Origin of the sequence: Sandaracinus amylolyticus, from assembly GCF_021631985.1 — a bacterium.
Lineage (GTDB): Bacteria > Myxococcota_A > Polyangia > Polyangiales > Sandaracinaceae > Sandaracinus > Sandaracinus amylolyticus_A.
The window spans coordinates 3,210,375-3,223,650 of record NZ_CP070225.1 but is presented as its reverse complement, the minus strand read 5'-3'; the positions used below and the strand labels follow the sequence as shown (position 1 = coordinate 3,223,650).

The following is a 13,276-nucleotide window of genomic DNA, read 5'->3' as shown; positions in this document are numbered from 1 at the left end:
CGACGGACACCATGAAGACCTTCCAGGAGCTGATCCTCGCACTCCAGCGGTTCTGGGCGGACCGCGGCTGCCTCATCGTGCAGCCCTACAACTCCGAGGTCGGCGCCGGTACGTTCAATCCCGCGACCTTCCTGCGCGCGATCGGCCCCGAGCCGTGGAACGTCGCGTACGTCGAGCCCTCGCGCCGGCCCACCGACGGTCGTTACGGCGAGAACCCGAATCGACTGCAGCAGTTCCACCAGTTCCAGGTGATCCTCAAGCCGTCGCCGCTCGACATCCAGGAGCTCTACGTCGAGTCGCTCCGCGCGATCGGCACCGATCCCAGCAAGCACGACATCCGCTTCATCGAGGACGACTGGGAGTCTCCGACGCTCGGCGCGTGGGGCCTCGGCTGGCAGGTCTGGCTCGACGGCCTCGAGATCTCGCAGTTCACGTACTTCCAGCAGGTCGGCGGCATCGACTGCAAGCCGATCAGCGGTGAGCTCACCTACGGTCTCGAGCGCATCGCGATGTACCTGCAGGACAAGGACGACATCTACTCGGTCGAGTGGGGCGGCGGCATCAAGTACGGAGAGATCGCCAAGCGCCAAGAGTGGGAGTGGTCGACCTACAACTTCGAGCGCGCCGACGTGCCGCTGCACTTCGAGCTCTTCGATCGCTTCGAGGACCAGTGCCACCAGCTCCTCGGCCTCGCGAAGAAGAAGGAGAAGGGCAATCAGCTCGTCTTCGAGATCGAGGATCCGCTCCAGCGCCTCGTGCTCCCCGCCTACGACTGCGTCGTGAAGTGCAGTCACTACTTCAACGTGCTCGACGCGCGCGGCGCGATCAGCGTCACCGAGCGACAGCGCTACATCGGTCGCGTGCGACACGTCGCGCGCGCGGTGTGCGAGTCCTATTACGCGCAGCGCGAGAAGCTCGGCTTCCCGCTCATCGCCAAGTGATCGGAGCAGAAGGATCATGACTGCGCATCTCCTGCTCGAGATCGGCACCGAAGAGCTCCCCGCGTCCTTCGTCGCGAAGGCGCTGAAGGAGCTGCCCGGCATCCTCACGCAGCTGCTCGATCACGCGCGCATCGGGCACGGCTCGGCGTCGTCGTACGGCACGCCGCGCCGACTCGCGGTGCTCGTGCACGACGTCGCGGATCGTCAGACCGACCTCGAAGAAGAAGTGCTCGGGCCGCCCAAGGCCGCAGCGTTCGAGGCCGATGGTCGACCGAAGAAGGCGGCCGAGGGCTTCGCGAAGAAGAACGGCGTCTCGATCGATCAGATCCGCGTCGTCGCGACCGACAAGGGCGAGTACGCCGCGGTCACGCGCCGCGAGACCGGTCGCGCGGCGAGCGAGGTGCTCCCCGCGATCCTCTCGGACGCGTGCGCGAAGATCCCGTTCCCGAAGTCGATGCGCTGGGGGCAGGGCGACGTCGCGTTCGGGCGCCCGGTGCACTGGCTCGTCGCGCTGCACGGCAAGCACGCGATCGCGACGCAGTTCGCGGGCATCGCGTCGGGCACGCGCACGCGCGGCCATCGTTTCCTCGCGCCGCGCGAGATCGAGATGCCCGAGGCGAGCGCGTACCTCGCGGTCCTGCGCGAGGCGCACGTGCTCGCCGACGAGTCCGAGCGTCGTCGCGTGATGGTCGACCGGCTCGCGGCGAAGGCGCGCGAGATCGGCGGCGACCTCGTGCCCGACGAGTTCCTCGTCGAGGAGAACGCGTCGCTCGTCGAGGAGCCGCACGTCATCGCGGGCTCGTTCGAGGATGCGTACCTGTCGCTGCCGGACGAAGTCATCGTCGCGGTGATGCGCGGTCACCAGCGCTACTTCGCGGCGAAGGCGAAGGGCGCGGATCGCCTGATGCCGCGTTACCTCGCGGTCGTGAACACCGCGCTCTTTCCCGCGACCGTCACCAACGGCAACGATCGCGCGCTGCGCCCGCGGCTCGCGGACGCGCGCTTCTTCGTCGAGACCGATCGCCAGACGCCGCTCGCGGATCGCACGTCGAAGCTCGACGGCATCGTGTTCCAGGCGAAGCTCGGCAGCGTCGGCGAGAAGACGGTGCGCGTCGGCGAGCTCGCCGCGCGGCTCTCGAACGACAGCCGCGCGGTGAAGGCCGCGCCGCTCGCGAAGGCGGACCTCGTCACGCTGATCGTCGGCGAGTTCCCCGAGCTGCAGGGCCTCATGGGCCGCTGGTACGCGCTCCAGCAGGGCGTCGAACCCGAGATCGCCGACGCGATCCGCGATCACTACCTGCCGAAGTCGGCGAGCGATGCGGTGCCGTCCGCGCCGCTCTCGGCCGCGCTCTCGATCGCCGATCGCGCCGACACGCTCGTGGGCTGCTTCGGCATCGGCATCGTGCCCACCGGCGGCGCCGATCCCTTCGCGCTTCGTCGCGCCGCGCTCGCGATCGCGCGCACCGCGCTCGAGGGCCCGATCGACGTCGATCTCCGCGACGTGCTCGCGGCGGCGTGGAGGGCCTACGACGCGCAGGGCAAGAAGCTGAGCGAGAAGGACGAGGTCCTCGCGAAGCTCGACGAGTTCTTCCGCACGCGCCTGCGCGGTCTGCTCTCGGAGCAGCAGGGCCATCCGGTCGATCTCGTCGACGCGTGCCTCGGCGCGTGGGAAGGGCGCTCGATCCGCGACCTCGCCGCGCGCGTCCGCGCGCTCGCCGAGCTGCGCAAGATGCCCGCGTACGAGTCGCTCGCGGTCGCGTTCAAGCGCGCCTACAACATCGCGAAGGACGCGCCCAGCGGCGATCCCGATCCCGCGCTGTTCGATCACGAGGCGGAGCGCGCGCTCGCGGCGCGCTTCTCGGAGATCCGCTCGCGCGTGGAGATCGCGACGCAGTCGGGCGACTACGTCGCCGCGCTCACGCTCGTCGCGAAGGAGCTGCGCGAGCCGATCGATCGCTTCTTCGATCAGGTGTTCGTGATGGTCGACGACGCGCGCGTGCGCGACAACCGACTGCGCCTGCTCGGCGCGATCGCGCGCACGATGACGCGCATCGCGCACTTCCATCTGCTCGGCGGGGCGTGATGCGCTTCCTCGTCGTGCCCGGTGCGGGAGCTCCCGCGGACCCGGCGCGCGTCGGGGCGAAGGCCGCAGGGCTGATCGACGCGACGAACGAAGGGCTGCCGGTGCCGCCCTTCTTCGTGCTCTCGATCGACCTCTTCCGTGCATGGCGCGCGACGGGTGCGCTCCCGCCGGAGCTCGACGAGGAGCTCGACGCGGGCCTCGAGCACCTCGCGCGCGCGACCGGCAAGCGACTCGGCGACACGCTCGTGGTGAGCGTGCGATCGGGCGCGCCGGTCTCGATGCCGGGCATGCTCGACACGCTGCTCGACGTCGGCGCGACCAGCGCGAGCATCGATGGGCTCGAGCGCCAGCTCGGCGATCGCGCGGCCGCGCTCGACGTTCGGCGTCGCTTCCTCGAGTCGTGGGGCGCGGTCGTCGGTCGTCTTCCGCGCACGCGCTTCGATGCGCGCGCGGGTGTGCGCGTCGCGGCGCGCGCGACCACGCCTCCGCCGCCGATCACGCCCGGCGATCTCGAGGCGAAGATCGCGCGCCACGAGCAGACCCTGCGCGACGCAGGCGTGCTGCCGCCCGACGACGCGCGCGCCCAGCTGCGCACCGCGATCGACGCGATCCTCCGATCGTGGGATCGCGATCGCGCGCGCGACTTCCGCGCGTCGCAGCGCATCGACGAGGCGCTCGGCACCGCGGTGGTCGTGCAGGCGATGGTGTTCGGCAACGCGACCGGCGCGTCGGGCAGCGGTGTCGCGTTCACCCGGCACCCCGTGACCGGCGAGAAGCACCTCTTCGGCGAGTACCTCCCGCACGTGCAGGGCGACGAGGTCGTGGGCGGTCGTGCATCGCCCGCGGGCCTCTCGGCGGCGGCCTCGGGACGGCGCGCTTCGGAGAGCCTCGAGCGACAGAGCCCGGCCGCGTTCGCCGAGCTGGAGCGCATCGCGATGGCGCTCGAGGCGCGTTACGGCGACGCGCAGGACCTCGAGATCACCGTCGAGCAGGGCACGCTGTGGCTCCTGCAGGTGCGCACCGCGAAGCGCTCGCCGCGCGCGTCGATCCGTGTCGCGGTCGATCTCGTGCGCGAGGGCCGCATCGATCGCGAGACCGCGCTCGCGCGGATCGAGCCGCGCGTGATCGACGCGCTCGTCTCGCGCGCGTTGCCCCCCGACGACCAGCTCTCCGAGCCGCCCCTGACGATCGGCGTGCCCGCGAGCCCGGGCGCGATCTCGGGACGTGCCGTCTACGATCCCTCCGCCGCCATCGAGCTCGCGGCGCGCGGCGAGGCCGCGATCTTGATCCGCCCCGAGTGCAGCCCCGAGGACGCGCCGGGGATCCGCGCCGCCGCCGGCGTGCTCACCTCGTCGGGCGGCCTCACGTCGCACGCTGCGGTGATCGCGCGCGCGCTCGGTCGCCCGTGCATCGTCTCGGCGAGCGAGGTGCGTGTCGACGTCGATCACGGGTGCGCCGAGGTGCGTCGACCTGCGGGCGTGGTGGTTCCCGTGCCCGAGATGATCACGCTCGACGGTGCGACGGGCCGCGTGTTCGCGGGCGCGCTCCCGCTCACGACCGCGTTCGCGCTCCCCGAGGCGCGCGAGGTGCTCGAGTGGGCGCGCGAGCTCGGCGTGCCCGGCTGGGAAGACGTGATCGCGCGCCTGCTGTGACGGAGCCCAAAGCTCGCGGCCATCCAGAGGTCGGATGCCCGTCGCGGCCTCGGCCGTTCCGGCTCCGCTGCAATCAGGAACCCACGCTTGACGCACCAAGCACCGTCTGGAACGCTCGTCTCGGCCGTTCGAATCGCGTGCGCGTCGCGTGAATCGAGTTTGGGGGCTCGGCCGTACATCCGTCGTGTCGAGTCCCGCGTAGAGATCTCGCGCGCTGCACGCGTACATCGAACGGGCGCGCTTCTCCTTCGAACGCTTCATCGACACCGGGTGGCGGAATGAGCACCAACGGCAACGAGGCCAAGGCACAGCACCTCCATCTGGTCGAGGACCGCCCGCCGTCGGTCCCGCCCCCGGATCCGCTGATCGGCCGCACGCTCGACGGGCGCTACCGCATCGAGTCGGTGCTGGGCGAGGGCGGCATGGGCCTCGTCTACCGCGCGCGCCACGCGATGCTGAACAAGCCGCTCGCGATCAAGGTGCTCAAGCCCGAGGTCTCGCGCGACACCGAGGTGCTCACGCGCTTCCAGCAGGAAGCCCAGAGCGCGAGCGCGATCGGCAACCAGCACATCATCGACATCAGTGATTTCGGCACGCTGCCCGACAACTCCACCTACTTCGTGATGGAGTTCCTCGACGGCGTGTCGCTGACGAAGGCGATCGAGTCGCCGCAGGACAAGGGCGGCGCGCCGATGGCGCCCGAGCGCGTGGTGCACATCGCGAAGCAGCTCTGCGACGCGCTCGGTGCCGCGCACGAGCGCAGCATCGTCCACCGCGACATGAAGCCGGACAACGTCTACCTCATCAAGCGAGGTGGCGACCTCGACTTCGTGAAGGTGCTCGACTTCGGCATCGCGAAGGTGGGCGGCGCGTCGAGCAAGCTGACGAAGGCCGGCCAGGTCTTCGGAACGCCGCACTACATGTCGCCCGAGCAGTGCGCGGGCAGCAACGTCGATCACCGCACCGACGTCTACGCGCTCGGCGTGATCCTCTACGAGATGGCGTGCGGCCGCGTGCCGTTCGACGCCGACAATCTCATGGGGATCCTGACCAAGCACATGTACGAGCAGCCGATCGCGCCGCACGAGCTGCCGCCGCCGGTGCAGGTCCCGCCCGGGCTCGAGGCCGTGATCCTCAAGTGCCTCTCGAAGTCGGCGGACGCGCGCTACCAGTCGATGTCCGAGGTGCGCGAGGACCTCGTCGCGCTCGAGCAGGGACTGACGCCGCGCGCCGTGGTCGAGGGCGTCGATCGCGCGTCGGGCGCGGGCATGCCGCGTCGCGACGGAACGATGCCGCGCATGGACGGCACCGGTCGCGTGCCGGTGCAGTCGATGATGCGCATGGGCGTCGGCGACGTCGCGCCCGAGCCGCCGAAGAGCAAGGTGCCGATGATCATCGGCACCGTCGCGGTGCTCCTGCTCATGGTCGGTGGTGGCGCGGCTGCGCTCGTGATGACGCAGCAGCCCGCCGTCGCGGTGACGCCGCCGCCGGTCGTGAGCACGCCGCCTCCGACGCCGCCGACCCCGCCGGTCGCACCGCCGACGACGCCCGAAGAGACCGGCGCGGGCAGCGTCGCTGCGGGCGCCGAGGGCACGTCGACCGACGTCGAATCGCCCCGCGAGGCCGCGCCCGCGATCTCGCCGACGATCCACCTCGTGAGCGATCCGGAGGGCGTCGAGGTCTGGCGCGGTGACGAGCTCCTCGGCAACACGCCCTTCGATCTGCCGCGCCCCGCATCGGGCGAGACGCTCGAGGTCTCGCTCCGCAAGCCCGGCTTCCAGAGCCAGGACGTGCGCCTCTCGTCGCTGACCGCGGCGCAGGTCCGCATCGCGCTCGTCGCCGAGCGTCGTCGCAGCGGCAGCGGTGGTCGCAGGCAGCCCGAAGCCTCGTCCGGCGGCACGGCTCCGCAGCAGCACACGACGCCGCCCACGCAGCACCATGGCGTGGGTCAGAGCGAGGTCCTCGACCCCTGGCGCTGAGTCAGGGTTCGCAGTAGGGTCCGCGCCTCATGCGGGCGGAGCGATGCGGCGTCGGATACGCCGCGACCATCACAGTCTTCGCGATCGCGATCGCCGGGTGTGACCTCGACAACCCCGGGGTGCCGCTGCCCGCGGCCACGTTGAACTTCCCGATCGCGATCGCGGTGGTCGACGGAGCGCCGGAGACGGGCGACGACGACTTCCTGCTGGTCGTCAACTCGAACTTCGACGTGCGCTACGCGTCGGGCTCGCTGCAGTCGTGGCGCCTCTCGGAGATCGAGGCGGCGATCGATCAAGCGGTGGCGGGCGTCGACGATCTCGGCGTGGACTGCGGCGAGGACGGCCTCCCCGCGTGCGAGATCCACATCGAGGAGCGGCCCGACGTATTCCTCCAGGACGAGGTGCGCATCCCCTCGCACGCCGACGGGATCGCGGTCGGGCCCACGGAAGAGCGCATCTACCTGCCGGTGCGCAGCGGGCGCGGCGGCCTCACGTGGATCGACCTGTCGGGCGGCAACTTCTCGTGCGGGGAGGGCGACGCCTGCGACGACCTGCACAACACCGTTGCGGTCGCGCCGGTCTCGCGCGAGCTCTCGCTCCCCACCGATCCGGTCGCGCTGACGGTCGTGCCGCGCGCGCTGGTGGGCGGCGGCCAGTCGGACGCGATCGTGATGATTCACCGCAACGGCTCGGGCAGCCTGCTGCTCGACGATCTGCGCGGTCAGCCGACGCTCTTCGACGTGATCGAGGGGCTCCCGACCGACGTGGTGAGCGTCGAGATGGATCCCGAGAGCGGCACGGTGTGGATGACGAGCGCCCCGCCGAGCACGCGTCCGACACGCGACCTGGTCGCGGTCGCGCCGATCGTGTCCGACGTCGACACCCGTCTCGCGGTGGTGAATCGGATCACGCTCGCGGGGGTGGATGACGGCGGCGTGGGATCGGACACGCGCGACATCGCGTTCGACGTCGGCGTCGATCGCGCGTGGGTGCTCGCGCGCCGGCCCGAGGCGGTGATCACGGTCGACTTCCGGGTGCCGCCGGTCGCGCCGAACCTCGCGCCGCTCGGTGAGATCTTCGCGGTGGCGTCCGGGCCGTCGCGCCTCGAGCGCGTGGTCGTGCCTTTCGATCCCGACGGTGATGGGCCGATCGTGCCGCGCGATCGCACGTACCTTCTCGCGACCGCCTACGACGCGAACAACGTCTCGGTGATCGATCCCGAGCTCGGGCTGATCGCGACCGTCGCGGGCCTCGCGGGGCCCTTCGAGATGGCGTACGACCCGACGCGGGAGCTGCTCTTCGTCATCAACTTCCGCAACAACACGATCGGGGTCGTCGACCTCTCGCCGCTGCGCACCGGCGCGTCCCCGCGGCTGATCGCGTACCTCGGCGATCCCGACGCGCCGAGCCCGTTCTCCGGATGAAGCGAGCTTTCGCCGTGCGCCTCAAGGTCGTCCCCGCGCTCCTCCTCGCGCTCTGCGGCGCGTGCACGCAGGCCGTCAACGTCGCACCGCCGCGCGCGTTCAATCGCCCGGCGCGCATGGAGCTGGTGTGCTTCTCCGGTGATCGCCCGGTCGCGCAGAGCGAGTGCGCGACCGGCAGCGACGCCAGCGATCGCACGCTGCTCGCGCTCGTGACCCAGCAGACGCGCGGTGAGGTCGCAGCGGTCGATCTGAGCGCGGATCCGCCGGTCGTGATCGACAGCGATCGTCGCGTCCCCGGGTTCACGTTCGTCGAGGTCGGCGAGGTGCCGGTCGGGCTCGCGGTGTCGCATCGCAATCCGCTGTGCACGTGGGTCGCGAACCGCGGATCGAGCAGCCTGTCGGCCGTCGAGACCGCGCGCTTCCGCGAGGAGTCGCTCGGCACCGGGATGGACACCGAGGAGCTCTCGCTCGCGGGCGAGGGACGCACCGGTCGCCCGAACGCGCTGGTGATCCACGACGACGGCGCGACGAGCGAGCTCTACGTCACGCTGCCCGACGACGGCGTGATCGGGCGCGTCCCGGTGATGTCGGACGAGACGGGCTGTCGCTTCGGCGCGCTCGAGGTGATCCCGCTCCCCGATGCGCTGCCGGTCGAGCCCACCGAGCCTTCGCCCGATCCCACGCTCGTCGTTCCCACGACGGATCAGGACCCGGCCACGATCGCATTGTGCGCTGCGACCGGCCTCACGCTTCCCGAGCTCGCGACGCCGCCTCCGACCGTCACGCTCGAGGCGCCGCCCGATCCGCTGCCCGCGCCGCAGCCGCTCGAGATCGAGGTCGCGCGCGACGACGAAGGCAACGCGGTCGCGCTGCTGATCGGCGATGCCGCACGTCCCGTGATCTACCGCTACGACCTCGCGACGCGCGCGTTCGTGGATGGCATCCGGACCGATGGACCGATCCTCGATCTCACGCTCACGCCGGCGGTCCCCGATCGCCTCGATGAGGCCACGACGCGTCGCTACATCTACGCGATCGACGCGCGCGACGGCTCGGTGATGGTGATCGACGAGTCGGTCGGGCAGCTCGTTCCCGTGGCCGCGGAGTCGACCGGTCGCGTGCTGCGCGTGCCCTTCGGCGCGCCGGCCCGTGCGATCGCGGCGATCGATCGCCGTGGTGACGCCGGCATGTGCGACTACGAGGACGCGACGATCGATCCCTCCGCGAACAACCTGCGCGGCGTGTTCGTGTCGGTCGCGCTCTCCGACGGAACGATCCGGTACGTCGACGTGCTCGACGAGGACGCGCCGTGCCGCACGGGGGAGAACTGTCAGGAGTCGTTCCAGGGCGGTCAGCAGTACTCGTTCATCCGTCGTCATCGGCCGCGGATCGCGAGCCGCGTGGCCGATCCGGTGTCGCTCACCGATCCGCCGGTCGCGTCGCTGTCGGGATCGACCCAGCGCTTCTCGGCGGAGGGCTCGGTGCCCGATGAAGACGCGGTGCCGAGCTTCCAGCCGATCGTGTGCGAGGACCCCGACGGCATCGCGCCGGTGTTCGGAGCGCCCGCGACGCTGATCTGCACGTCCACCGATCCGTGGACCGCGGAGCCCGAGTCCTGGGCGCTCACCTGGCAGGGCGTGATCCCCAGCACCGCGAGCATCGCGGGCAACTTCCGCACGCTCGACGACGGCCGGATCGCGCTCGAGACGCGCATCCCGCTGTGCGAGCGCGGCGTGCTCGGCCCCGAGGGCGCTGCCGGTCTGAGCGAGGACCAGCCCGAGCACATGTACCCGGGCGATCTCGTGGCGATCACCGCCGAGCTGCCGGATGCGACCGCGGAGGATCCCGAGTGCCGCGCGCTCGCGGGCGTCGACGTGGGCGAGACGCCCGAGCCGCTGCTCGTGCGGATCGACGAGGTCCGCGTCGGTGAAGCGGCGGGCGTGCGCTCGCCGTACGCCTCCGCGATCGTGCTCGCGCCCGACGCGGAGATCCTCGATCGCGAGGGCGCGAACGTCGAGCTCCTGCTGCGCTGCTACCAGGACCAGCTGGTCTCGTTCGACGTGCGCGTCGGCGATCGCTACGCCGTGGTGGGCTCGCGCACCGGGTTCGTGCATCGCGTGATCGTGAGCGACGCGGGCAACTGCGTGGTCGACACGGCGCAGAGCTCGACCCTCAACGCGCGCGCCGAGCTGGGCGTGCCCTACGTCGGACCCAGCCTGCGCTTCGAGCTCGCCTTCGAAGAGGGGCGTCCGGCGGTGATCGTCGATCAGAGCATCACGTTCGACGTGGGCGACGTGCCCGTGCAGCTCGCGACCGATCTCGGCCTGCTCCAGTCGGGCGGCCGCACGCTCACGCTGCCGAACGAAGTGATGTTCAGCGCGCTGACGGATCGGCTCTACGCGCTCGACGAGCTGCGTCGTGGTCTCGTGGTGATCGAGCTCGAGCCGGTCGGGCCCGAGTTCTTCATCGAGTAGCATCGCGCCCGCCGAGGAGGCCGAGGTGGCGAAGGCGAAAGAGGGCGCCCACTCGCCCGCGATGCAGCAGTTCTTCCGTGCGAAGGAGCAGCACCCCGATGCGCTGCTCTTCTTCCGCATGGGGGACTTCTACGAGATGTTCTTCGACGACGCGGTGATCGCGTCGAAGGCGCTCGACCTCACGCTCACCGCACGCAGCAAGGGCATCGACGGACGCGAGGTCCCGATGGCGGGCGTGCCGCACCACGCGGCGGCGTCGTACCTCGCGCGACTGCTCGAGAAGGGCTTCAAGGTCGCGATCTGCGAGCAGATGGCGGACCCCGCGACGGTGAAGGGCATCGTCCCGCGCGAGGTCGTCCGCGTCGTCACGCCGGGGCTCGCGCTCGATCCCGACGCGCTCGACGCGCGCACCGACAACGCGCTGGTCGCGGTCGCGCACGACGGCGAGACGTTCGGCATCGCGGCCCTCGAGCTCACGCGCGCCGAGCTGCGCGCGTGCACGGTGAGCGGCGGTGCCGCGATGCTCGCCGAGGTGCTGCGCCTCGATCCCCGCGAGGTGCTCGTCGTGGGCGGCGGCGAGACCCACGCCGCGCTCGTGCGCGCGCTCCCGAAGGCGCGCGTCGCCGAGCACCCGGCGTCCGCCGATCGACGCACTGCGCTCGCGATCGCGCTCGACGACGCGGCGATCGGCGATGCGACGTCGCGCCTCTCGGGGCCGGCGCTCGAGGCGTGCGCGGCGACGCTCGAGTACGCGCGCGTCTCGACCGGGGGTCGCACCGCGATCGGCGTGCGCGCGATCGAGCCCTACGATCCGCGCGCGCAGCTCGCGCTCGACGACACCGCGGTGCGCAACCTCGAGCTCGTGCGCACGCTCTCCGGCGATCGCGCGGGCTCGCTGCTCGCGCTGCTCGACGAGACCTCGACGCCGATGGGCGCGCGCCTCCTGCGCCGCCGGCTGCTCGCGCCGCTCGCCGACGTCGCGGCGATCCGTCGCCGTCACGATGCGGTCGAGGCGTTCGTGCTCGATCCCGAGCGCCGTCGCGTGCTGCGCCGCGCGCTCTCGGAGATCGGTGATCTCGAGCGCCTCGCCACGCGCGCCGAGCTGGGCGTCGCGAGCCCGCGCGACCTCGGCGCGATCCGCGCGGGCCTTCGCAGCGCGACGAGTGTGATCGACGCGCTCGGCGCCCAGCACGACGAGGTGCTCACCGCGCTCGTGCCGCGCGACGTGTGCGAGGACGTCGAGTCGCTGCTCGCGACCGCGCTGGTCGACGATCTCCCGCTCGTGCCGAGCGCGGGCCCGATGATCAAGGACGGGATCGACGGGCGCGTCGACGAGCTGCGCACGCTCTCCACGTCGAGCAAGGACGTGCTCCTCGCGCTCGAGGCGCGCGAGCGCGAGGCGTCGGGCATCGGCTCGCTGAAGATCCGCTTCACCAAGGTCTTCGGCTACTACGTCGAGATCACGCGCTCGAACCTGCACCTCGTGCCGCCGCACTTCCGGCGCAAGCAGACCGTCGCGAACGGCGAGCGCTACACCACCGACGAGCTCGAGGAGCTGCAGTCGAAGATCCTCAACGCCGAGGATCGCCTCAAGGCGCTCGAGACCGAGATCTTCGAGGACGTGCGCCGCCGCGTCGGCACCGAGGCGCATCGATTGCGCGCCCTCGCGTTCCGGCTCGCCGAGATCGACGTCCACGCCGGCCTCGCCGAGGTCGCGCACCGCCGCGGCTACGTGCGCCCGGAGGTCGACGACACGCTCTCGCTCGAGCTCGTCGAGTGCCGTCATCCGATCGTCGAGACGCTCGCGGCCGCCGGCTCGTTCGTGCCCAACGACGTCGCGGTCGATGCCGAGGCGCAGCGCCTCCTCGTCATCACCGGCCCCAACATGGCGGGCAAGTCGACGACGATGCGCGAGGTCGCGCTCGCCGCGATCATGGCGCAGCTCGGATCGTTCGTGGCCGCGACGCGCGCGCGCATCGGGCTCGTCGATCGCGTGTTCACGCGCGTCGGCGCGAGCGACGATCTCGGCCGCGGCCAGAGCACGTTCATGGTCGAGATGCGCGAGACCGCGACGATCCTCCGCGAGGCGACGCGCCGCTCCCTCGTGATCCTCGACGAGATCGGCCGCGGCACGAGCACCTACGACGGGCTCGCGATCGCGTGGGCGGTCGCCGAGCATCTCCACGACGTGATCGGTTGCCGCACGCTCTTCGCGACGCACTACCACGAGCTCTGCGAGCTCGAGCGCACGCGCGACGGAGTGCGCAACTTCAACGTCGCGGCGCGCGAGCACCAGGGCGACGTCGTGTTCCTGCATCGCCTCGTCCCCGGCGCGAGCAACAAGAGCTACGGCGTCGCGGTGGCGCGGCTCGCGGGCACGCCGGAGCGCGTGCTCGATCGCGCGAAGGCGCTGCTCCGAGGCCTCGAGAGCGGTGCGTCCGATGCGGCTGCGGGCGCGAAGGCGAGCCTCCGCGAGCGCGTCCGCGCCGAGGTCCCGCAGCTCGATCTCTTCGGCGCCGCGCCGGTCGCTCCACGAGCCATCGCGCCCCCTCCGCCCGAGCCTTCGGAGCTCGAGCGCGCGCTGCGCGAGCTGGACCTCGATCGGATGACGCCGATCGAGGCGCTCGTCGCGCTCTCGAAGCTCAAATCGCTGCTCTCGAAGCACTGATCGAACGCAGTGTTTCGTTTGGCCCGAAAGGGCCCGGGCGCTACGATGCCCAACG

7 protein-coding genes are annotated in these 13,276 nt (G+C 71.3%); all 7 read left to right on the top strand.

Going from position 1 to position 13,276, the window contains the following annotated elements; genetic code table 11:
- The first annotated feature begins 11 nt into the window (after nt 1–11).
- The 7 genes from I5071_RS13325 (at nt 12) to mutS (ending at nt 13,221) form a co-directional block, all read left to right on the top strand.
- The gene (locus tag I5071_RS13325) at nt 12–941 is read left to right on the top strand and encodes a glycine--tRNA ligase subunit alpha (RefSeq protein ID WP_236605821.1); all 930 of its coding nucleotides are present in this window, start codon (nt 12–14) and stop codon (nt 939–941) included.
- Nucleotides 942–957: 16 nt separating this feature from the next.
- A complete protein-coding gene (gene glyS / locus I5071_RS13320; RefSeq protein ID WP_236605820.1) occupies nt 958–3,024 on the top strand; it encodes a glycine--tRNA ligase subunit beta in 2,067 nt (688 codons plus the stop codon).
- Nucleotides 3,024–4,676 carry a PEP/pyruvate-binding domain-containing protein gene (locus I5071_RS13315; RefSeq protein ID WP_236605819.1) on the top strand — a complete coding sequence of 551 codons (1,653 nt, stop codon included), beginning with the start codon at nt 3,024–3,026 and terminating at the stop codon, nt 4,674–4,676. The genes glyS and I5071_RS13315 overlap by 1 nt, the downstream gene beginning before the upstream one ends.
- Nucleotides 4,677–4,954: 278 nt before the next feature.
- Complete coding sequence (locus tag I5071_RS13310; RefSeq protein ID WP_236605818.1) at nt 4,955–6,655, top strand: serine/threonine protein kinase; 1,701 nt, start codon at nt 4,955–4,957, stop codon at nt 6,653–6,655.
- 29 nt (nt 6,656–6,684) lie between these two features.
- A complete protein-coding gene (locus tag I5071_RS13305; protein ID WP_236605817.1) occupies nt 6,685–8,079 on the top strand; it encodes a YncE family protein in 1,395 nt (464 codons plus the stop codon).
- The gene (locus tag I5071_RS13300; protein WP_236605816.1) at nt 8,076–10,553 is read left to right on the top strand and encodes a hypothetical protein; all 2,478 of its coding nucleotides are present in this window, start codon (nt 8,076–8,078) and stop codon (nt 10,551–10,553) included. Before I5071_RS13305 ends, I5071_RS13300 begins: the two co-directional genes overlap by 4 nt.
- A 25-nt stretch (nt 10,554–10,578) precedes the next feature.
- On the top strand, nt 10,579–13,221 hold the full coding sequence (gene mutS / locus I5071_RS13295) for a DNA mismatch repair protein MutS (RefSeq protein WP_236605815.1): 2,643 nt from the start codon (nt 10,579–10,581) through the stop codon (nt 13,219–13,221).
- The last annotated feature ends 55 nt before the right edge of the window (nt 13,222–13,276 follow it).

Excerpts from the sequence above, each read along its gene's own strand:
- I5071_RS13325 (WP_236605821.1), top strand. The coding sequence starts at position 12 with ATGAAGACCTTCCAGGAGCTGATCCTCGCACTCCAGCGGTTCTGGGCG.
- glyS (WP_236605820.1), top strand. The coding sequence starts at position 958 with ATGACTGCGCATCTCCTGCTCGAGATCGGCACCGAAGAGCTCCCCGCG.
- I5071_RS13315 (WP_236605819.1), top strand. The coding sequence starts at position 3,024 with ATGCGCTTCCTCGTCGTGCCCGGTGCGGGAGCTCCCGCGGACCCGGCG.
- I5071_RS13310 (WP_236605818.1), top strand. The coding sequence starts at position 4,955 with ATGAGCACCAACGGCAACGAGGCCAAGGCACAGCACCTCCATCTGGTC.
- I5071_RS13305 (WP_236605817.1), top strand. The coding sequence starts at position 6,685 with ATGCGGGCGGAGCGATGCGGCGTCGGATACGCCGCGACCATCACAGTC.
- I5071_RS13300 (WP_236605816.1), top strand. The coding sequence starts at position 8,076 with ATGAAGCGAGCTTTCGCCGTGCGCCTCAAGGTCGTCCCCGCGCTCCTC.